Here is a 22,085-nt window from a genome sequence, read left to right as displayed (position 1 = left end):
TTCTCTTCTCAATGCTAGTCAGATATTTTTATACCTGAACATTGCCTTCCTCTTTTTATTTACGCAATCGTTCCCGGCAACGATGCCAGTCAGTTGCGGATCTCAGCCATGCAGTAACTTGCTATCTTACGGCGGCCGAAAAAGTGTATATTTAACTCCTGTAAACTGCGTTCCAACGCAATTGACCGCTTATGAAATTTGAAGCAGTAACCATCAAAGATATTGCCCGGGCCCTGGGATTATCCACGTCAACCGTATCGAGAGCGTTGCGGGATAGTTATGAGATCAGCCAGGAAACCAAACAGCTGGTGCTCGATTGTGCGGAGAAGCTGAATTACCAGCCGAATCCCATCGCATTAAGCCTGAAAGAAAAACGCAGCCGCTCCATCGGCGTGGTGGTCTGCGAAGTGGCCAATAATTTCTTTTCACAGATCATCAATGGCATCGAATCCATTTCCTACAGCAAAGGCTACAATGTGATCATCTCACAGAGCCACGAATCCTACGAACGGGAAGTGATCGATCTCCGTTACTTATCTTCCCGGTCTGTAGATGGATTGCTGATCTCCGTGTCTACCGAAACAAATGATATCAGCCATTTGAAGGCGCTGCACGAGCGCGGTCTTCCCATCGTATTCTTCGACCGTATCACGGAAGAGATCAAAACGCACAGCGTGATCGTAGACAATTTCAAGGGCGCCTATGAAGCCACGGAACACCTGGTGAAGAATGGCTACCGCCGCATTGCAGCCATCGCCAATTCAGAGTTCCTCAATATCACCAGCGAAAGGCTGGCCGGCTACAAAGAAGCATTGCTCACAAACGGAATTACCCCCAGCGATACATATATCAAACATTGTTTTTACGGCGGCATGGTGTTCTCGGAGATCGAAGATGCCGTGAACCGGCTCTTCACCCTGAAGCAAAAACCTGATGCGATCTTCACTACCAGCGACAAACTCACAACCGGTCTGCTCAAAACACTGAAGCGCCGCGGCCTTCGCGTACCGGATGATATCGCCGTTGTTGGTTTTTCCAATACCGATATTGCAGAATTGCTGAACCCATCGCTTACCGTGGTGCGCCAGCCGGCCTACGAGATCGGGCAGGCAGCCACAGAACTGCTTTTACAACTGATCGAAAGTAAAAGGCCGATAAAGCAATTCGAGAAACGCGTACTCACTCCGCAGTTGATGATCGGAGATTCCTCTGCACCCAAAAAGAAAAAATAAAAGCCTTGAAGTATACCGCATTCATTGCCGACGATGAGGTCCGCAGCCGGGAGTTGTTGCAAAACCTGCTGGAAGAACTATGTCCTGAACTGACCGTTACCGGAACTGCCGCTACTGTTGATGAAGCAGTAAAAAGCATTCACCAGCTGCAACCTCAGATACTTTTTCTCGATATCGAAATGCATCCCGGAACGGGATTCGACATATTGCAGAAACTAAGTCCTTCAGCTTCCGCGCAGGTGATCTTCACCACCGCCTACGATCAATATGCCATCAGGGCTTTGCGCATCAGTGCAGTGGACTACCTGCTCAAACCCATCGATGTGCAGGAACTTCAAAGCGCTGTGCAGAAAGCCATCCGCCAGATCAACAATAAACAACCACAGCAACAATTGCAGCACCTGCTGCAAAACCTGGTGAAACAACAACAGGATTACACCATCAGCCTTTCTACTTCCGAAGGACTTGAATTCATCCCTATCGCATCGGTACTGCACCTGGAGGCCAACGGTGCTTACACCGTTTTTTACCTGAAAGAGAACAGGAAGATCATGGTGAGCAAGAACCTGAAAGAATATGAATCGATACTGGCGGACCATGGATTCTTCCGGGTGCACAACTCACATCTCATTAATCTTAAAGAAGTGAAACGCTACCTGAAAACCGATGGTGGTTATGTAGTGATGAACGACGACACCAGCATTTCCATCTCTCCCCGTAAAAAGGAAGAACTGCTTCAACTGCTGTCCGGACGCGCTTTATAGTATCCGTTAAATCAAATCACCCATTCATTAAAACCGGGTACTGAGCCCTGTTGGAGCCTGCTATTTTGCAGGCAATTAAACAGGTGCTATGAAAAAGTTATACGCTTTCCTCTTTTTACTGCAGATCATTGCTGTATCCACTGCCATCCATGCGCAGGGGATTTACCAGTTCTGGGGTACCACTCCCCGCGGTGGCAATGATGACCAGGGACTGATATTCTCCACCCGTTCCAATGGAACAGGTTTATCCACCCAACATTTGTTCGAAGTGAAGAACCCGGGAAAATCCCCGTACACAGGCTTCACGGAGTACAATGGAAAATTCTACAGGGTGATGAAATTTGGTGGAATGCTGGACAGAGGGATGATCATTGAATATGATCCCGTTGCCAATACCACCAGGAACGTTGCCAGCCTGGCCCCACTTCAGGGCGGTGGCATAACAGGAAGGCTTACCCTGGCAGGCAACAAACTCTATGGAGTACTGGCAAAAGAAACCAGCTTCTGGAAAGGTCCTGCACAACTGATAGAATTCGACCCCGCCACCGGAAGTCTTACATCGAAATACATCTTTCCTGAAACCGATGGCGGCTACACCATGTCTGACCTTACCTATTACAATGGAAGATTATTTGGTATTTCCAGCGAAGGAGGCAATAACGGTTATGGACATATCTATGCTTATGATATTGCTGCCGGCACCATTTCCAAGCGACTATCCTTCAACGTGATTCCCGGTGTCAGTTATGACCAGCAGATGCTGTTACACAATAACAGGTTCTACCTGACCGGCGATAACCTGGTGGAATACAATCCCAATACCAATATAGCTACCACCAAGCTTTCCTTTGTGGATCTTTTCGAGGCAAAAGGGAACAGGTCAATGGTGGTGTACAACAATAAGATCTATACAGGTATCTACACCGAAGAATTTACCGGCACTGAAGGTAAGCTGATCGAATATGATCCTGCCGCCAACCAGGCAATCATCCGGGGCGATTTTACAGCCATCAGTGGCACTTCACTTTATGGGCTGACAGTGTTCAACAACAGGATCATCGGTACTACCGGAGGCGGCGCCAACGGCAAAGGCATGTTGTTCGAATTCAATCCGGCAAATAATGCCTTCTATGCAAAGTTTTACTTCGGTAATAATATGGGCGATGATCCCAATGGCTTCCTGATGGAATATGCAGGCAGATTATATGGACAAACCATCAATGGCGGCCACTACAATGAAGGCACTATCTTTTATTATGACCCAAATCAAAATGCCGTATTGAGAAAGTTCGATTATGGTGGTGGTATCTATGACCCCGCAGGCAAACTGGTATACTACCAGGGCGAATTGTACGGCATTACTACAAAGGGAGGGTATAACAACAGAGGTGTGATCTTCTCCTATGACATGGCAACAGGAACATTTAAAGACAGGTATCATTTGCCTGCTGCGAATAGTCATCCAAGTTATGAGAACGGATTGATCTTATACAACAACAAATTCTATGGCACCGTCAGGCAGGAAGCGGGCGGGATATTGTTCGAGTTCAATCCTGCCAATCACCAGTTCAAGATCTTACATACATTCACTGCTGTTACGGGTACAATTCCCCTTTCCTACCCCACAGTGTACAATGGTAAATTATATGGCACCACCAGTTACGGAGGAAGTTTCAATGGTGGCGTTTTATACGAATACGATCTTTCCACCAGCACTTACACAGTGAAAGTTCAAATGGGAGATGGATTTGGTACAGAACCTGGCGCCCCGCTCATGGTGTACAATAACAAACTGATCGGCACAACCAATAAAGGAGGCAATAATGGAGAGGGTACGCTGTTTGAATATTATCCTGCCAACAATGGTATGATCGTGCGCTACCATTTCAGCATAGGATCCGGTCATGGAACACGTAATGCTCTTACGCTGCATAACAACAAATTCTATGGCATGACCGCTGTTGACGGCCCCAACAATGCAGTAGGCTCGCTCTTTACTTATGACCCCAATACTTTTGCATTCGCCAATCTTCATCCTTTCATTCCTCCGGCCAATGCACAGGGCCTGAATAGTGTAACAGTCTTCAACAATAAATTGTACGGACTTACCAGGATGGGTGGCCCACTGCTGGATCAAGGCGGCAATATGTTCGAATATGATTTGTTGAACGGGCAATTCAAGAACCTGAATGATTTCACCGGTGAGAACGGAAGACTGCCCGAAGGCAACGAAATGCTGGTGCTGCCTGCCCTCGTGGCGCCGGGAATACCAGGCTCCTGCAAAGGCATTGCTCCCGCCACCATCAATGCAGCAAATGCTACTGAATGGATCCCCTTCACCGATGAAGAAGGCAAAGCAGTTGCCGAGATCAATGCCAATGGTAATGTGCTGGGTAATGTAAGGATCAGCCTGTACACGCATGATGGTGAAACCCGGAAAGATGAAGCAGGAAGATTTTACCTTAACCGGAATGTTACCATCACTACCCAGTTTACTCCGGCAACCCCGGTTAGTGTGCGCATCTACGTGAAAAAAACAGAGCTCGATGTACTGAAAGCCACAGAAGGTTCAGGCATCAACAACCATACAGACCTTACCCTTTTCAAGAATGATGATCCCTGCAGCAAAGCAGTGAAGGCCACAGCTTTGCCATTGAGCAGCACTGCTGATTTCTGGGGACTGGATTATGTGTATAGCTTCCAGGTTAACAGTTTCTCTTCTTTTTATTTCGCCAGCAAAGCCTATACGGCCCTGCCTATCAAAATGGAATATTTCAGAGGCACTGTACAGCCTGATCATAATCTCCTGCAGTGGAAAGCCAGTTGCACCAATGATGTTGATTTTTCAGTGGAAAGAAGTACAGATGGCGTCCATTACAGTTCCATTGGTATCGTGTGGGCAAGCCAGGCAGATTGCAATACGCCATTCAAATTCAAAGACGAGCATCCTGTTTCAGGAAAAGCATGGTACCGTTTACAGATCAAAGAGCCTGATGCAACGGCAGAATATTCTTCCATCATCGAACTGAACCGCTCCATCCCCGGCAACCTGCAGGTGAAAGTAATGCCAAACCCTGTAACAGGTTCTCAGCTGGTGATGCAGATCAGTTCACCCAAAATGGAACAACTGCGTATGTTCATTATCGATATGCAGGGAAGAACGTTGATGCAGCAGTCGTTAACTGTTCAAAAAGGCGAACAGCAAATTACTGTTCCGGTAACAGGATTACCCGCAGGAGCTTATCAACTGGTATTGCAGAGCGCCATAGCAAGGGAACTGACCAGGTTTATCAAACAATGAAGATAAGAACCGCTGACCCTTCACAAAAGAAATCCCCGGCGCAATGCCGGGGATTCATATTTGTACCAAAGTAAAAAAGCGAATTAGAGCTGGATCATCTTCGACATTTTCTTACCATCGATCACATAGTGGATGATGTAAGCGCCGGAGGAGATGCCCTGGATCTCAACCTGCTGCTGTTGCACATTGCGGCTCATCAACAGGCGTCCACTCACATCATACACCTGGATCACGCCAGGAACAGAGCCGTTGAAGAACAGCACAGTTCCGCTTCCCTTGCGTATAATGCTTACACTGGATGCTGTTTCGCCTTTGCGAACCGCCGCCAGTTTAGAGTAAGTGCGGATGCCATTCACTTCGTTGGCCTGTATGCGATAGAACCTGTTGGTGAAGTTCAGATCGCTGTGCTGGAAGCTGAAGTCGCGCGTATTCGCAGGAGCGGATACGGAGCCTGCAGTGCTCCAGTTACGGCCATTGTCGCTATACTGCACATCAAAGTTCAGCAGGCCGGTAATATCGCCCATGGCCCAGTTGAGATGAACATAATTGTTCTGCAGTGTAGCAACGAAATTAGTGAAGGTAACAGGTAACACAGCTCCGGCCTGGGTTGCAGTGATCTGATCATAGATCTGACCAGTGGCTGTGTAGGAAACGAAATTCGCAACCGGATCCACATTACCGGAAGTAGTGGTAGTCCAGGTAGGGCCAGTCCGGTAAGCGATGCGTAGCGATGCTTCCGGGTTTCCTGCCAGCTCGGCATCATCATATATGATGCCAGCCTCTCCATTATAAGTAGGAAGCGCTGTAGAGAAATTGTACACCCGCGTAATGCTGAGTGCGCCACCAGGTCCTGAAATGGAACTGTAGCTTTTGGTGAGATTGGTGTTGCTGACAGTAGTATTTGTGCTGGGTATCAGAACCAGGCTGTCTACAAAGAAGGTTGTACCACTTTGGATATACAGCGGATCTGTAGACCCTACACTCAACTGGGAACTGCCCTGCAGCCAAAGCAACGCGCTGCATATGCTAAGTAATAGGTATCGCATTTTCTGAATTTTAGGTGAATGAAATAACTGCGTGGCGGAAATCATTCAACCCTTTGAATGGTGAGTGCAGCGCCCTGACCGCTCGACAGGATGATTGCAGTAGCTACCCCCCCAATTTCCAGGGATATTGTGCTTCCCGCCGCGAGAGTTACAATCGCCTCAGCAGCAAAAGAAGAGGTACTCACTAAGCCTGGATTGATTGTGAGTACAGGATTAATAGCTCCGGCTATCCTGACACGGCTGTTGGCCAGCAATCCCGCTGTAATATTGATTCTGTAGGCAATCCTGTAACGACCAGCCTGCGTTACTGTGAATTCAGTATTCCCGGCATTCTTTGTAACCAATGCACCCAGGTTCTGATCGCTTGGTAAAGCAATAGTTGCATAACTAACGAGTGTAATCCCAAGATTCGCTCCTGTAGTATTGGCTGCAAACGCTGATGATTGACCGAAAGTCAACAGATCAGCAATTGATGCCAGTCTGGTCCATGTACTATTAATGTACATCCATAAGCCAATAGGCGCGTTTGTCTGATACACCATCAAACCTTCAGCAGGTCCGACGATATTTCCCCTTTCTGTAGCTGTCATTCTCGGAACCAATACCCCTTTTGTAGTTGAAGTAACATCTAAAATAGAACTGGCCGCAGGTGATGTAGTTCCGATACCCACCTGGGCATTCAGGTTGACAATTGTTGCCATAAACAATGTCACGAGGATGCATAGTTGTTTTTTCATAGCAAATATCAAATGGTTAAAAAATACAATACAGTATGGTAGTGTAAAGACCATTACTGTCAAGGCATACGTATAACCTGAACATTGCTACTTACAGAAACCCGGAGCCAGTTGGAGGGGAATTGAACATTTGTCATTCAATTGGAAATGACGCGCTAATATACAGAGTTTGTCTTAATAACAAGCGCAATATAAAAATGAAAATCCTTTGATACCCGCATCAGGTCAGGGTTTTAGAGACACAGGTTGTAAAGATTGATTTTGTGCAAGAATGTTTCGACAACAACTTCAAAACCTTCACACAAACATCACAGCAATAGTTGAGTATTGCATTTTTTATTCCGGATTCACAGACTGCATAATTGAGAAAGGAATTGCGCAGCCTGTTACTCTGTGTATAATTCTAAACAAGGAACAGCGCTGCGGTTGCTGGCACAGGAATTATGACATTATATCCTGTAAAAGCCATGAAGCTTATGAAACAATTACTCATCCTGATGGCAGCCGCCTTCATTATCAGTTGCAATAACAGCAACAGAACAGCTTCGGAAAGCACAGACAGCACCAACAATATAGCTACTGCTCCTGTGCAGAACAGTAATAACGATACTATTGCCTCTTCAGGTCATCAACCTGATGCTTCCACTACAGGCCCTGTGATAGACAATACACCGCTCGACAAGAACAGCAGTGCCTTTGCTACAGAAGCTGCTTCAGGTGGCATGATGGAAGTAACGCTGGGTCAGCTGGCGCAGCAAAAAGCAACCAATCCACGTGTACAGGCTTTCGGCGCCATGATGGTTTCCGATCATTCAAAGGTCAATACAGATTTACAGAATATTGCAGCCGCAAAAAGTTTCCAGCTGCCTTCATCACTGGAAAAGCATCAGCAACATATCGACGAGATCAGCAAGAAAGAGGGAAAGGAATTCGATAAGGCTTATATGACAATGATGGTGAATGATCACGAGAAAGATATCAAAGCATTTGAAAAGGCTGCAGCCAGTTCTTCAGACAGTACCATCAAAGGTTTTGCATCACGTACACTGCCTGTGTTGCGGGTACACCTGGATTCAGCAAGAGCCATCAGCAAATCACTGAAATAATGTAACTATTCAACAATAATAAAATCAGCGCCTGCAGATAACACAGGCGCTGATCATATTTATGCATTGGCAGTCAGCAGTTGTTTCACTGTTTTGCTAACACCCACCTGGTACCAGGTATTGAATGCATCATTGAAGGCTTTGAATACGGCATCGATGATCATAACGGCATTCTTCCTTTCTTCTTCCGATGGCTGGTAATTGTTGTAGGAAGCGCTCTCCTGTTCTTCACTGGTTTTCTCCATGGCATGGTCAGCTTCAGCATGCGCATGTAACTGGCCGAAATACTCCAGTTCTTCCTGTCGTCCCATAGCATGCACCAGGCTGAACATAGGCTCATTGAAACAATCGAAGGTTGCTTCCAGCGCTTCAATCAGGATCAGCTTATAAAAAGGTGTATTGAAATGCTTCGCCAGGTGGATACTCTTGTACACCACTTCACGTGTGGCTTCCCAGGGCTCTGACCAAACCAGGGTGAACAAATCGGCGGGTGCAATGGCCAGGAATTCTTTTCCAAAGCTGATACGTTCCAGGTCTTTCAGGTACCATTGCCAGTGAAAGGAATCTTCTTCGCAATGTACATTCACGCTTTGCTGCATAGGATTGGTACTGCCTTCATCCTTCATTTCATTGAGGATGTCCTTAAAGCCCATCACAAAGAACAACATGGCCGGCGTGAAGGCAAGCCTTGATTCCATGGTGAGTGTTTCATCGCCTACCATTTTAACCAGGGCGGATTGCTTCAGATCTTTCTTTCTTGCTTCCAGTGTTTGAATGATTGCTTGCATCATTTTTGATTTTTGCCACCTAAACTAAAGCAAGCGTATCTCATGCAAATGTCGATACGTAGTGATGCGGCTGGAATGATCGTCAAACTGCCGGGTTTTCTCTCCCGAACCACCTGAAGTTTTTCGAGAGCCTGTCCACCGTTCAGGAACTTTCGTTAAATTGTATGACCATCCCCTTCATCCCTCATCCGGAGAAATCGACCGCATTCATTCATCGATTTAATACTTTTCATTTTTATGATCCTCCAGAAGAATACGCCCGCTCCGGCGTTTGAACTGTACACTACGCCTGATCAGCAATTGAAGCTGAGTGATTTCAAAGGAAAGAAACTGATCCTTGCATTCTATCCTGCAGACTGGAGCCCTGTTTGCAGCGATCAGATGAGTCTTTACAACGAAACCCTTCGCCTGTTCCACAAATACAATGCAGAAGTATTGGGTATTTCGGTAGACAGTAAATGGAGCCATCTCGCCTTTGGGGAGAACAGGAAGATCCATTTCCCGCTGCTGGCGGATTTTGAGCCCAAGGGAGCAGTCAGCCGCCTGTACGGGGCCTATAATGAAGAAACCGGTGAAAGCCGGCGGGCCCTGTTCGTAATAGACGAGAGCGGCATCATTCAGTGGAGCCATCTCTCGCCGGACGGCATCAACCCGGGAGCCGATGGCATACTGGATGCACTGGAAGCAATGGACAATCAAAAAAAATAAACGCTATGGCTACACTCAGGGTCCCCGTTTCGGAAAACGACCATCGTACCGGAGACGCACATGCGGAGCTGGTACTGGTTGAATATGGCGACTACCAATGTCCGCATTGCGGTATCGCCCATCCCTTCATCAAAAAATTACTGAAAGAGTTCAAAGGAAGACTTCAATTCGTGTTCCGCAATTTCCCCCTCCAGGAATCACATCCCATGGCCATGATGGCGGCCATGGCTGCTGAAGCGGCGGGAAGGCAGGACAAATTCTGGGAGATGCATGATATCATCTTTGAGCATCAGCGAACACTCGATCCCGATAGTATCCTGGGATTTGCCGCCAAACTGAAACTGAATGAAAAACAGTTTGCACATGATATCCGTGATAAGGAATTATACCAAAGGGTGGAAGATGATTTCGAAAGCGGATTGCGCAGCGGCGTGAACGGAACACCTACTTTCTTCCTCAATGGGAAAAAAGTGGATAGTTATGATGAAACTTATGAATCACTGGCAGAACTGCTAAAGTGAGGCCAATAAAAAATAGCCCCGTCAGCACAGACTGACGGGGCCATCTATGCGAAATAAATTATCACAGGTTATCTTTCGCGATCACAGACCAGTCTTTATTCCTGTAACCATTCTCGATCCATTTGTCCATTTCCCTTGCCACAGCCGGGATCACGGTGAGTGTTTTACCTCCCCTGGCGGCTTCTTCCATCATCAGGCGTGCATCTTTGCGCGCCATCTGCAATTCCCAGCTGGGATTATCATAATCTGCAGCGAGGATCCTTTTGAGTCGTGCGGGAGCTGCTGCACCAGGATTCCATTCATTGAAAAGATCGGTGATCACGGAAGCGGGCAGGTCCATGGCTTTGGCGGTGGCCAGCATGTCTGAGAAACCACCTGTAAGTGTGATCAGGAACATATTTCCGAGCAACTTCACACCTGCGGCCTTTCCGATTCGGTCGCCAAGATTGATCACTTTGCCCGTCATGGTTTCCAGCCAGGGCAATATTTTCTGAGCAATGGCCTGATCGCCGGAGATCAGCATCACGCCAGATCCTTCGAGTGCATTGGCAGGCCCCATGAATACAGGCACATGCACATACGTAATATTTTTAGCAGCCCATTCCTGCGTGCGTCTAACAGCACCTTCTACAGATGTGGTGGTATGATCGATGATAACGGTGCCTGGTGAAAATCCGGGGGCAGCCTGCAGCAAAACTTCATCCACTACACCATCGTCTGATAAAGTTACATGCACGCGTTGCGCACCGCGGACTGCATCCACTATTGAACCGAATGCTTTTGCACCGGATGCTTCCAGCGCCTTTGCTTTTTCTGCCGTTCTGTTCCATACCTGAACCGATTCTCCTTTCTTCAGCAATGCTTTTGTGAAGTTGGAACCCAATAGTCCCATCCCTATGAATGCAATCATGATTGAATAGTTTGTACCAAATGTAATGAACTTTTCAGTTTGCCGGTCAGTAGCGGCCGATGGTATGATTTATGAAGTGATCCGGTAATAAACCTTCCTGCATGGAAACGATCATCAAAAAAATACAGGTGGCGATGCCCAGGAAACTGGCATTTGACCTGTTCGTGAACCGGGTGAACAACTGGTGGCCAAAAGAGTATACCTGGTCACAGCAAAAACTGGTGGAGATCCGTATAGATCCCAAACAGGATGGTCTTTGTACGGAAACAGGACCATATGGATTCCGTTGCGACTGGGGAAGAATCACAACATTCGAGATCAACAGCTTCATCGCATTCAAATGGCAGATCAGTCCCAAAAGAATCCCGGTGCCCGATCCTGATCAGGCCAGTGATGTGCATGTTCATTTCAGGGACTCAGATGCCGGAACGGAACTGGAATTGAAACATCTTCATTTCAACCGGCACGGTGAAGGCTGGGAGGAATATCTATCAGCAATGAATTCCGAAAAAGGCTGGGACCATATCCTCGATTATTTCATCGGCTTCACTTCTTTACAGCATGTTTGATCTCGATCCATACAGGTGCATGATCGCTGGTTTTCTCCCATCCGCGCACCTGCCTGTCTACATCTGCAGCGAGCAACTTTTTATCGAAATGATTGCTTAGGAGAAAGTGGTCGATGCGCAAACCTGCGTTGCGTCCCCAGGCATTCCTGAAATAATCCCAGAAAGTATAGATCTTTTCTTCCGGATGCATTTTGCGCAGGGCATCCGTCCAGCCTTGCTTCACCAGTTTGGCGTATGCTTCTCTCGATTCAGGAAAGAAGAGCGCATCTTTTGTCCAGCTTTCGGGTTTATACACATCCATTTCAGTAGGGATCACATTGTAATCACCTGCCAGTATCACAGGAATATCTTCTGCGAGTAATTTCTTTGCATGCGCTGTGAGCCGTTTGAACCAGGCCAGCTTGTAATCGAATTTAGGGCCGGGAGCCGGATTTCCATTGGGAAGATAGAGGCATCCGATGCGAAGGTCATTTATGTTCGCTTCGATATAACGGCTATGCAGGTCTTCCGGATCTCCGGGCAATGCTCTTCTTACTTCAACGGGCTCGCCCACTTTGCTGAGGATGGCTACACCATTCCAGCTTTTTTGTCCGTGCCAGATGGCCTGGTATCCCAGGTCTTCGATGGCCTGCAGCGGAAATTTTTCCTGCGGGGCTTTCAATTCCTGTAGGCAGGCGATATCCGGAGCAGATTCTTTCAACCAGCGTAGCAACACCGGAAGCCGGCCATTAACGCCATTCACATTGTAGGTAGCGATCTTCATAAGTAAAAATTACGGAATATTTACGAAGCGGATTAATGAAGTAAAAACTCTACAACAAATTTCATGCGCATCAAGGCTGCATGGATCAATATTTTATATTATCATAAATTGAAGTGTGACAGCAAAAAAATCGGATGTGCAAAAGACGTTCATAAAATGTTCTTCAAAACAGGGGATATTTTTTGCATTCGGGGGTTTTATTTAGATGTAATTTACTTAAACTAGTTATAATAATTTATGCGTTTCAACAACCAAACCGATCACACCGGGTTCCTGTCTTTTCCCCCTGTAGTAGTACCTGCATCAATCACCCGGTATGCCTCCTACTACACATAATATCATCATCTCTTTGCACCTGATCTTTACCTGCTTGGTTGTAGTGGATTTTACAAAACCTACAACTTTAAAAAATGTTATTAGACTCAATGTATGACCGCTGGTTTGACCCCTCAAACAAGCTGATGGCGGAGCTTTATGATCGTAAATTCAGAATAGTTGTATTAGAGCTGCTGGGCTACTGTGATCTGGGAATGGCCAACCAGATTGCCGCCGAAACTTTCGATACTATTTATATTATGTGTTCAAAAGGGAAACAGTTCCCAACCGTTGCTGATGCAAGCAGGTACTGGCTTAAGATTGCCATCAGGAAAGCCCAGGCAGCGCCGGATGTGAAGATCGAAAGTTTTAACAACGAGCATCATTCACATCATCCCCAAAAGGACTATTCCGGCCGCAGATTTTTCACAGCAGAGGAATATAACCAGTTAAAGAATGAACTCCGCAAAATAGTGGAGAATCTTCCTCCGAAATATAAGCGTGTGGTGAAGCTCAGCATTTATGAAAAACTAAGACATAAGGAGATAGCCGCATTGACGGGCCTCAAAGAAGCAACCGTCCGCAAGCACTTCGAGAGAGGTAAGAAAATGGTGGGTGAAAGAATTAATGAACATCCTTCAAAGAAACTATTGAAAGATCTGTTCCTCTATTACACAATGATCATGTTTGCCACTTTGCCTCCGGAACCCCAAAAAAACTCTTCAAAATCTGTCACAAAGCTGCCAGTTTTCCCTTTTATAAGTATAGCCACAACAAGCAGGGTAAATGAACATGGCAAACAATCTTGAAAACTTACAGGAGATCTCCATTAAGATCCTGTCTGATATTCCTCTTACACCTGAGGAAGAGCAGGAATGGGATAACTGGAGAATGCAGGACCATATCCAGCGACGCCTGGAGTCCCTGGCTTCAGACAGGGTGAAACGGTTCTCTGAAATAGAAGTATTACCCTGGAAGGAATTCCGGAAGCGCTATAGAAAAGTATATCCTTTTCATTGGAAGAAATGGAGTACTGCTGCAGCGATCATATTGTTCTGCTCTTTCATTGGATGGTATCTTTTGCATAACTGGTACAAGCAAACGCCGACAGCCATCAGTGAAAAAGCCATCATTCTGATACTTCCGGATCAAAGCGCAATGGAACTGGATGTCCGGAAGTCATTCTCTTCCTTCGACCATGGGAACTTCAGTATTTGTTTAGACAGCGGACAGATATGTTTCCGGAAAAGAAAGAACATAAATGCAGATACCGGTACATATAGGGTGATTACTCCTGCAGGAAAAACCTACAGGATATCATTGAGCGATAGTAGCCTGGTCACCCTCAACAATAAGTCGGAATTAACTTTCTCTCCAATGTATGACATTCGGAACAGGAATGTCGAATTGAAAGGTGAAGGGTTCTTTGATGTACGGTCTAATCCCGATCTGGCATTCCAGGTTCGTGTACGCAATACCGTGCATGAAGTATTAGGCACATCATTCCTGATCAGTGGTTATGAAAATGATCCGCTGATTACTACCACCCTTTATTCAGGCGGATTGCGAATCTCTTCCGGAAAAACCCAAATGATGTTAAAAGACAGTCAACAGGTGGTTATCGATCCTGTCAAGCATTTTATTCGTCGGGTTGGTCTGCCCGATCTTGGGAACGCCAGCGCCTGGCGTGGTGATTATTTCTCCAACCGGAAAACCAAGATACTGTTAACAGACCTGTTCAGGAAGATCGAGCGGTGGTACGATATTAAGATCATCTACGACGACAATATCACAAACGAGTCCCTTACCATTGGGAGGATCAGCCGGAAGATGCCCGCAGACTCCGTGCTGAACCTGCTGAAAGGACCGGGTGCATTTGATTTCGTCAAAAAGGAAGACGGTTATCATATAAGATATTCCCAGCAACCATAAAACCTATCCTCTAAAACATCCCCGAACTGTACAGGTTAAGGCGGTATGACAGATAACCTATCTGTGTCCCCTACTCGGTTCTAATGATGTAATTAAGCTGACTTTATCCTTGAAAGGTGACTTTTCAAAGCACATTATTGTGCCATTATTAAACCTTAGTCGCTTATCACTATGATCCTGTCAGTTGCCTTTGCAGCTGGCAGGCCAGTGGCTTCTTTCCAGAAACCAGGTCGAACATTGAAAAATCAGATTTAATTCATCAACTTAACTGACATGAATTTATTGACACAGGGTTCATCCCTGTTAATGCTTCTTTTCGTATATACGGGAGCGTTTGCCCAGACTAATACATGGCCGGATACCTCTCAAATGATCAATGTAAAAAAGCAGATCCGCTTTGAAGAATTGATGGATCGGATCCGCGCCCAAACGAATTTCGATCCCATTTACCCAAGGGTTCCTGACGACACACTTTATTTTGAAACCGATAAAATCAGTATCGGTTACGCCATCAGGAAAGTTTGCGGAAGATTCAGTCTGGAAGTGGAATTTATGCCGCCAATCTATATGCAGTTCAGCAGGATCAGACGCAAGCCGGGAACAATTATCTTAGAAGGAAGAGTTGTGACGGAATCAGGAGAGCCACTTCCAGGTGCCTCTGTTCAAAACCTTACAACCAAAACAGTGATCATTACGAGGAACGATGGATTGTTCTCACTCAGGTCAGTAGGGAAATCAACAAAGTTCATGGTTAGCTGTGTAGGATACAGTCCGAAATTCTTCACGCCCGCTTCATCAGAACACCGCACCATTGTTTTGACCCGCGAATACACAGTGATGAACAGTATCAGCAACAAAGCATCTGCCCGGTCCACTTACAATAATAAGCCGGGCGACTGGCGAGCGGTCAAGGGCACACAGCTTCCGAGGACTTACAATGTATTACAGGGCATAAAGGGATTAATGCCAGGACTGCAGGTTTCCAACTCAAGCGGGTTCCCCAACAGTACACCGGATATACGTTTCCATGGAGACGTTCGCATGAGCAATGAACCAGGCAAAAGCAACCTGAGCAAGAATGATCCGCTTGTGCTGCTCAATGGCATTCCCTTGCCTGCCGGTGTATTACCAATCGGGCGCAACACTTCAGCAGCAGGTGACCCCACACTGATCCATGAAGGCAATGGTCCAAACATGCTCAGCCTGTTCAATATCGAAGATATTGCAGAGATCATTGTACTGCGGGATGCCGCTGCCATCGCTGCTTATGGGCCGAGGGCCGCCAACGGAGCCATACTGATCAATACCCGGATCGCCAATGGTGCTGAAGATCCGCAGGTGACTTTCAAATATGCAATGGGCCGGCACAGAACCTCGAAGAACCCCAACATGCTGAACATCGAACAATACAGGTGGCTGCGTGAAACTTACCTGGCCAATGGCGGTCCGCTTACAGACAGTTTCAAAGCGCCGGAGCTTAAACTCTGGGACCCCTACAGGAATATAAACTGGAGCGAAGAAATACTGGGCAATACCGGTCAATCGCAAAACCTGTATATCTCCGTTTCCGGTGGCGACTCCATTCAAAGGGTTTCGGCAGGGATCGGCTATTATGAACAGCAAAGCGTTCTTCCGGTGAAATTCCCTTTGACAAGGATCACACAATATCTAACGGGTATCTTCACACCTAATAAAAGACTTACACTGAATATAAGTTTCAATGCAGCCACCAGTCGTGATGAGCTTCCCTTCAACAATCCCATGGCCCTTATCAGGCTGGCCCCGAATGCGCCTTATCCCTTCAGTGGTAAGCAACTTGTTTTTGAAGAGAACAACCTGCCTTTCATCAACCCGTATGGCGCTTTCAAGAACACATACATCGCCAAAGCATCTTCTGCGCAACTGAGCAGTTCCCTGGAATATATTGTATCGCCCAATCTGAATTTCCAACTGACCGCAGGCACCCATCAAACGATCCTCAATGAAAGGAACCAGTATCCTATCGCCGCGCAACCTAACCTGATCGATTCCGCCTATTTCGAAAAGTCCATTACGGAATACAATTCTGCTATCATTGAACCGCAATTACATTTTCATAAGAGATACGCTCCAGGCCATTTTCTGTTCAACAACCGGACAGGAATAACCCTGCAATCTAAGTCTGTTCATTGGTCGGAATTCCAATCGCCCCGATTCCCCAGTGATACCTCAATGAGAAATTATTTCACCAATCAGCAGGGAAGCACAGGCAAAGGAAGCGGGCGGCAGCAAATAACAGGATTGTATAACCGTAGTCATATTAACCTGAACAATAGCCACGCTTTTTCACTTTCCGGCAGACTGGACAAAAGCAGGATAAATGGCTACGGAAAACCTTTGTTCAGCTGGTCGATGGGCTATGACTTGTTTTTCGCGCAGAAGGGGAAAGAAAAGCCAAGGATGATCAGGGGAGGCAATCTTCGTTTCTCCATTGGTAAAGTGGCAGCAGATGGGGCGCAGAATTATGGTTATGTCAACAGAAGGGATAGTAGCGGCAGAATAGAGTCGCCGGACAGAGCCACCAATATCAGTAAGCAAACTACATTGATGTCACAGTTAGGTGTGCAGGTGAATGTATTGGATTGGCTGTCTGTTGCAGGCACATATTTTCATAATATCACTTCATATCGGTTGCATACCAGTAAGCCCTTGGGAAACGACTCAGCTCTTTCTACTGATCATTCAGCATCGGTTAGGAATAACGGGATTGAGTTGGAGTTGCAGGCCGAGATTATGGAGAGCAGCAGAAAGTATTGGAATGCGAGATTCCTGATTACCATTCCAAGTAACAGGTTGTTGTATTTTACCGATATCAAAAAATCCTACTTCGGAGAAACAGCGAGCGAAGGCCAGGCCATATCTGGTATTTTGGGTTACGCTGTTAGTGGCATGAACCCTGGGACAAACGAATATATTTATGTTGATGTGAATGGAGACGGTAATATCAGTCTTCCTGATGACGCCGCAGTAATCAGCATCAGTCAACCAAAATGGTTTGCAAGCCTGATCAATAATTTCAAGCTAAATGACTTCAGCGTCGATCTTGTAATAGAAGCAAGGTCTCAACAATTACTTAATCCTTCTTTTTATTCATTTGACAACAACATGCCCGGCCGATTTCCCCCGAGCGGGTTCTCCAATCACTCACTCGAATTGATGGAACCCTGGCTGGTGAAGTTTTTCGGAAGTGGTTCTTCAGCAGTAAAAATGCTCAATACAGCTAAACAAAGTAGTATTATGTATGGGAAAGCGTCTTATATAAATCTTAGTACTTTGAAACTTAGTTACCGGATACCGGTCCACAAAATACCAAAGATGATTCTCACATCGGCAACTGTGTACTGTGAAATTCAAAATGCTTATGCCATCAGCAAATATAAATTTGCAGATCCATTAGTTGCGGGTCCCAACGCTATGCCATCGTTGCGATCAATTATTTTCGGCATCCAAATTACACCCTGACTAGTATGCAAATGCCTTTACAAATTACTATAGATGACTGCAGTGACCAAAGGATTGAAATATCCCCATTCATATTCAAGCAATCCGCCTCCGGCACTTGCGCTGAAACTTTTAGTGGGATGTAATGCGCGCAACCTGGCCAACTCATCTGCCACCGATCTAACAGAACCAACAGGGATCGTATAATCCCAGTCATAATACCAGGTATAATTCACCAAAGCTTGCTGCTTCTGCTCAATCGCAATATCGCCTGCTTCAATTTTGTTATGCGTGAAAAGACAGGCCATCATTAGAAAAATAGCCACGGATAAAGTTCTCATGGTGTTTTTTTTTAGATTATAATAATTACGATATCAGCAAGACTAATGGGTACATCAGATTTCCTGGAGTTGCCGGATTGGAGATGGATTGTTTTATAAAGACACAGGAAATCGTTTAAAAGACACTTTGCCAGTACAAAAAAACGGCAGAAATCACTCTGCCGTTTCATATTTACCCTATAGCAGGATGGAACTCATATTGCAGCCCTTTGATGAAAGATCGCAACTGCATGGGCGGGCGCCCTAATATTTTTTCGAGATCATCACCTGTATGGGAGAATTCACCTGCGCTGATACCAGAGGCCATACTGCAAAGCAATTCTGCCAGGTCAGCATCGATGGGCAGGGATTGCAGCACAGCTCTGTACTCTTCTTCGGAGATACTGATGTACCGGCAACAAAGGCGCTTCTCCTGTCGAAGCATTTCGCAAACATCATAGAACGACCAGGCCCTTGAACCGGTGATCTCATAGATACGATTCTTGTCGCTTCCCCCGGTAACCAGTTTCGACAGAGCTTCGGCAATATCATTCCTCGATACAAAACTCACACGCGCATATTTGGCCGGATAACATATATCTCCTCCTTCAAACACTTCTCCGGCCAGTTGCAGGATCAGTTCCATGTACAGGCCATTCCTCAGGAACGTGTATTGCATTCCAGACGCTCTGATGGCAGCTTCAGTAGCAGCAGCCTGTCGCGAGCAGGTAAAATCTGCTGTTGCATCGGCCTGCAAACTACTGGTATAGCAGATATGCTGTACACCTGCTCGCTTTGCCGCTTCCACTACATTCAACTCCTGCCGGACCCCGGCATCGCCGGTGCTGGTGGTGGATATCTGTAACAATGTATGCACACCATTGAAAGCAGCTTCCAGCTTACCCGGCTCTTCATAAGCGGCCTGGCGGACCTGCACCTGGTTGTTCCATAAACCTTGCACTGATGAGGGATTCCGTACAACGGCCACAAGCTGTGATGGAGATATCTTATCGAGCAGATAGTCAATAGTGGCCCTCCCCAGCTGTCCGTTTGCTCCTGTAATGGCTATCATTTTTTTACAGCAAAACTACCAGCCGTTAAAGAAGTAAAATAGAATAAAACCGACACCCCTCAGATTTTCCATTCAGGGTAATTTTCCACTACCTCTGTGGCTTTCTTCAACCATGCATTGGGAGTAACACCCGCGAACTCGCGGAACTCACGGATAAAATGACTCTGGTCCGAATACCCATATCCGTAAGAAATGTCAGATAATTTATTGTAGGTATTATTGCGCAGGGTGGTAAGTGATGCCTGGAAGCGGCAAACACGCGCAAAGAGTTTGGGCGACATACCGATATTGGTCCGGAACAGGCGTTCCAGCGACCTTTCAGACAAATTCAATTCTTCCTGTAACAGCTTCAGCATATTCGTACTGGGGTTCATCAGGAGCTTACCGGATGCATAGGCCGCAGCCCCGCTGCTTTTGTATGGATTGGTCCTGATCCTGCCCAGCAGATACTCAGCCAGCAATTCAATGCAGTGATCTGTATCAGTACTGTTCAGCAATAGTTCAGATACCCGTTCCCGTTGCAGCAGGTCAGCGTCTACATATTTATTGGTGATATCGATGGAATCTACGCCGAAAACGGATTTCACGGCGTCCGGCTGCAATACCACCCCAATATTCCTGAAGTTGCCGACGCTTGTATTGTAATCATTCCGGGTGGATTGCCCGTAAAGAAAGAAAAAGGGAAAGCGGTCGTCATTCACATCGTAGAAAGTGCGGGAAAACTGGAATACAAGTCCGGGCGCCCCATCGGCCACTATCTTGTAGGTCTTGACGGAACCATCTTCATCATTGGAATCAAATACCCAGAAATACCGGACATAGGGTTCGAGTGCAGGAGGCGGTGGTATCTGATAATAATTCATGCTTCTCTTTATTTCGAGCGGGTCCAGACCGTTGTTCTGCCGAACATGGAAATCCCTACATATCCGCGGATACTGAGCTTATCTCCATTCATGGTCATTTTACAACTATAGGTTTTCCCGCTCTTGGGATCGTATATTTTTCCTTCAGAATAAACACCATCATCGTAAATAAAGTTGGTGAGGATCACAAGATCTTTCAGATTTCTTGTTCTGAGATCCGGATTGGGATTCTTTTCGTCCTTCCTGGGTGTTTTCCCATCCTCCATATACATTCTGGAAGCCCATACGAGTTTCCCGAAATACTTATTTCCTGTTTTATAGATTTCTATTTTTCCATCCTTTTCCTCACTGAGCCATTGCCCCAGCGCTTCGTCAGCCTGCTGGCTCCGGGCGGCCAGGGAAGTGAATGCAGTGATTAAGGCAAGCAATATGAACTGTTTCATACACGGATCATTTAGGTAGTAATTTACTGAAATACGTGTAATCGGTCTGCAATTAAAATGCCCGGTTATCTAATCCACAACCAGCAGCTACCGGCAATGCCGGCAAGCATTTACGGTTCAACGCCGGGAATCCACCAATGGATGCCGGAAGCCGTTCTTCTGTACACTTATCGCATTCGCTCCGTCCTGCCCGGTCTTACTTTTGAAACAAAATTGAGTTTATGAAGAGAAGTTTTTCATTCCTGTTATTGATAATGGGAATTTGTTTCATCGCATGCTCCTGCTCGAAAGACAAGGAGGATGGCAATTACGGCAATCATCCCCGCACTGCTGTTCCTGACGATCTCGTAGGTTACTGGCTCGCCGGTTCCACATCCATCGGCAATTTCTGGGGATACGATGGAAGCTATCAGGGTGCCGCTTTCGAACTGGCCAATGGTTATATGTTGTTCAGCGATGGACGGGCACGTGAATATTTCTATTACACCAATACCAGCTATGGATGCAGAAGCCAGGTACTGGGCTACAAAGAGGGATCAGTGGAAATTGACGTAGCCAACAAAACTTTCAGATTCTATCCCAACAGCGGCAACTACAGGAATTATTCCAGTTGTAACAGTACAGGTAATGGCAAAACAAAAACATATGGAAAAGATGAATTGTACCCGAAAGTAAAAACAAGTTATGATGGGGTCGAATTCAGGAAAGAAAATGGAAAGATCAAATCCTGGCATATCCATTTTGATGACGGGTCTTCGCTGGATTTCGAAAAGACGCAGGAACCAAAGAAATAAACGGGATAATTTCCGAAAATCCTGGCGCAGACCAGGATTTTCGGAAATTATGGCGGGGTTGAGCTGGATCATCACCGGCATCATGATGGCGCATTGGGTGCATTCTGAAGCCAGTGGCTGATGATCGAAAGTTACCTTTTCGTGGTGGCTGCACTGTTATGGCTTGTACACAACAGAAACAGGAAATTACAGGCTGCCCGGGTCTGACAACCAATTCAACGGGGCTGAGGCAGTTTTCAGCCCTGTTTCCACCATAGGATACGCTTTTACCTGCACTCTGGTACGCTATTACTACCTGTCTCCCACCAGGATCATACGCTTTTACCTGCACGGTAGTACGCTCTTACTACCAATCTTTCACTATAAACTCAGGCCAGCCAAGCGTATAATAAGCCTGTTTTCACCCATAACTCACTAACCA

Annotated in this window: 20 protein-coding genes; 11 read left to right on the top strand and 9 right to left on the bottom strand. The window is 46.3% G+C overall.

Annotation, left to right across the window (positions count from 1 at the left end):
- Nucleotides 1-191: 191 nt before the first annotated feature.
- From FSB84_RS17410 to FSB84_RS17400, 3 genes are all read left to right on the top strand, one after another.
- Entirely contained in the window at nt 192-1,232 is a 1,041-nt protein-coding gene (locus FSB84_RS17410) for a LacI family DNA-binding transcriptional regulator (protein WP_130539201.1), read from the top strand.
- Between the two features lie 5 nt (nt 1,233-1,237).
- A complete protein-coding gene (locus FSB84_RS17405) occupies nt 1,238-1,996 on the top strand; it encodes a LytR/AlgR family response regulator transcription factor (protein WP_130539200.1) in 759 nt (252 codons plus the stop codon).
- Nucleotides 1,997-2,084: 88 nt separating this feature from the next.
- Nucleotides 2,085-5,297 (top strand): choice-of-anchor tandem repeat GloVer-containing protein, encoded by a 3,213-nt coding sequence (locus tag FSB84_RS17400; RefSeq protein WP_130539199.1) that lies wholly within the window; start codon nt 2,085-2,087, stop codon nt 5,295-5,297.
- 83 nt (nt 5,298-5,380) lie between these two features.
- On the opposite strand, the gene FSB84_RS17395 is transcribed toward FSB84_RS17400, so the two are convergent.
- Together FSB84_RS17395 and FSB84_RS17390 are read right to left on the bottom strand one after the other, a co-directional pair.
- Entirely contained in the window at nt 5,381-6,343 is a 963-nt protein-coding gene (locus tag FSB84_RS17395) for a T9SS type A sorting domain-containing protein (RefSeq protein WP_158643978.1), read from the bottom strand.
- Between the two features lie 41 nt (nt 6,344-6,384).
- Complete coding sequence (locus FSB84_RS17390) at nt 6,385-7,080, bottom strand: BclA C-terminal domain-containing protein (RefSeq protein ID WP_130539197.1); 696 nt, start codon at nt 7,078-7,080, stop codon at nt 6,385-6,387.
- Nucleotides 7,081-7,556: 476 nt separating this feature from the next.
- Here FSB84_RS17390 and FSB84_RS17385 point away from each other — a divergent pair, with 476 nt between their 5' ends.
- Nucleotides 7,557-8,186 (top strand): DUF4142 domain-containing protein, encoded by a 630-nt coding sequence (locus FSB84_RS17385; protein ID WP_130539196.1) that lies wholly within the window; start codon nt 7,557-7,559, stop codon nt 8,184-8,186.
- Between the two features lie 59 nt (nt 8,187-8,245).
- Here FSB84_RS17385 and FSB84_RS17380 read toward each other — a convergent pair whose 3' ends face one another.
- The gene (locus tag FSB84_RS17380) at nt 8,246-8,977 is read right to left on the bottom strand and encodes a hypothetical protein (RefSeq protein WP_130539195.1); all 732 of its coding nucleotides are present in this window, start codon (nt 8,975-8,977) and stop codon (nt 8,246-8,248) included.
- Between the two features lie 234 nt (nt 8,978-9,211).
- Between FSB84_RS17380 and FSB84_RS17375 the strand changes: the two genes are divergently transcribed.
- Both FSB84_RS17375 and FSB84_RS17370 read left to right on the top strand, forming a co-directional pair.
- Complete coding sequence (locus FSB84_RS17375; RefSeq protein WP_130539194.1) at nt 9,212-9,682, top strand: redoxin domain-containing protein; 471 nt, start codon at nt 9,212-9,214, stop codon at nt 9,680-9,682.
- 5 nt (nt 9,683-9,687) lie between these two features.
- Nucleotides 9,688-10,203, top strand: a complete 516-nt coding sequence (locus tag FSB84_RS17370; protein WP_130539193.1) for a DsbA family protein — start codon at nt 9,688-9,690, stop codon at nt 10,201-10,203.
- A 61-nt stretch (nt 10,204-10,264) separates the two neighbouring features.
- Here FSB84_RS17370 and FSB84_RS17365 read toward each other — a convergent pair whose 3' ends face one another.
- Nucleotides 10,265-11,113 (bottom strand): NAD(P)-dependent oxidoreductase, encoded by an 849-nt coding sequence (locus tag FSB84_RS17365; RefSeq protein WP_130539192.1) that lies wholly within the window; start codon nt 11,111-11,113, stop codon nt 10,265-10,267.
- Between the two features lie 101 nt (nt 11,114-11,214).
- On the opposite strand from FSB84_RS17365, the gene FSB84_RS17360 reads away from it, so the two are divergent.
- On the top strand, nt 11,215-11,682 hold the full coding sequence (locus tag FSB84_RS17360) for an SRPBCC domain-containing protein (RefSeq protein WP_130539191.1): 468 nt from the start codon (nt 11,215-11,217) through the stop codon (nt 11,680-11,682).
- On the opposite strand, the gene xth is transcribed toward FSB84_RS17360, so the two are convergent.
- A complete protein-coding gene (gene xth / locus FSB84_RS17355) occupies nt 11,660-12,445 on the bottom strand; it encodes an exodeoxyribonuclease III (RefSeq protein ID WP_130539190.1) in 786 nt (261 codons plus the stop codon). The two genes, FSB84_RS17360 and xth, sit on opposite strands and share 23 nt — an antisense overlap.
- Nucleotides 12,446-12,855: 410 nt before the next feature.
- Here xth and FSB84_RS17350 point away from each other — a divergent pair, with 410 nt between their 5' ends.
- From FSB84_RS17350 to FSB84_RS17340, 3 genes are all read left to right on the top strand, one after another.
- Nucleotides 12,856-13,569, top strand: coding sequence for an RNA polymerase sigma factor (locus FSB84_RS17350; RefSeq protein ID WP_130539189.1), 714 nt, complete (start codon nt 12,856-12,858; stop codon nt 13,567-13,569).
- Nucleotides 13,553-14,692, top strand: coding sequence for a FecR family protein (locus tag FSB84_RS17345; RefSeq protein WP_158643977.1), 1,140 nt, complete (start codon nt 13,553-13,555; stop codon nt 14,690-14,692). Before FSB84_RS17350 ends, FSB84_RS17345 begins: the two co-directional genes overlap by 17 nt.
- 273 nt (nt 14,693-14,965) lie before the next feature.
- Entirely contained in the window at nt 14,966-18,193 is a 3,228-nt protein-coding gene (locus tag FSB84_RS17340) for a TonB-dependent receptor plug domain-containing protein (protein WP_130539187.1), read from the top strand.
- A 17-nt stretch (nt 18,194-18,210) separates the two neighbouring features.
- Here the strand turns inward: FSB84_RS17340 and FSB84_RS17335 are convergent, their stop codons facing one another.
- From FSB84_RS17335 to FSB84_RS17320, 4 genes are all read right to left on the bottom strand, one after another.
- Nucleotides 18,211-18,513 carry a hypothetical protein gene (locus FSB84_RS17335; protein ID WP_130539186.1) on the bottom strand — a complete coding sequence of 101 codons (303 nt, stop codon included), beginning with the start codon at nt 18,511-18,513 and terminating at the stop codon, nt 18,211-18,213.
- Between the two features lie 172 nt (nt 18,514-18,685).
- Complete coding sequence (locus tag FSB84_RS17330; protein ID WP_130539185.1) at nt 18,686-19,564, bottom strand: NAD(P)H-binding protein; 879 nt, start codon at nt 19,562-19,564, stop codon at nt 18,686-18,688.
- Nucleotides 19,565-19,623: 59 nt separating this feature from the next.
- Nucleotides 19,624-20,427 carry an AraC family transcriptional regulator gene (locus FSB84_RS17325; protein ID WP_130539184.1) on the bottom strand — a complete coding sequence of 268 codons (804 nt, stop codon included), beginning with the start codon at nt 20,425-20,427 and terminating at the stop codon, nt 19,624-19,626.
- A gap of 8 nt (nt 20,428-20,435) precedes the next feature.
- Nucleotides 20,436-20,870 (bottom strand): DUF2147 domain-containing protein, encoded by a 435-nt coding sequence (locus FSB84_RS17320; protein ID WP_130539183.1) that lies wholly within the window; start codon nt 20,868-20,870, stop codon nt 20,436-20,438.
- A gap of 221 nt (nt 20,871-21,091) precedes the next feature.
- On the opposite strand from FSB84_RS17320, the gene FSB84_RS17315 reads away from it, so the two are divergent.
- Complete coding sequence (locus FSB84_RS17315) at nt 21,092-21,664, top strand: hypothetical protein (protein ID WP_130539182.1); 573 nt, start codon at nt 21,092-21,094, stop codon at nt 21,662-21,664.
- The last annotated feature ends 421 nt before the right edge of the window (nt 21,665-22,085 follow it).

This window comes from Pseudobacter ginsenosidimutans (assembly GCF_007970185.1).
Lineage (GTDB): Bacteria > Bacteroidota > Bacteroidia > Chitinophagales > Chitinophagaceae > Pseudobacter > Pseudobacter ginsenosidimutans.
The sequence above is the reverse complement of the archived record's forward strand: the minus strand, read 5'-3'. Positions and strand labels throughout refer to the sequence as shown.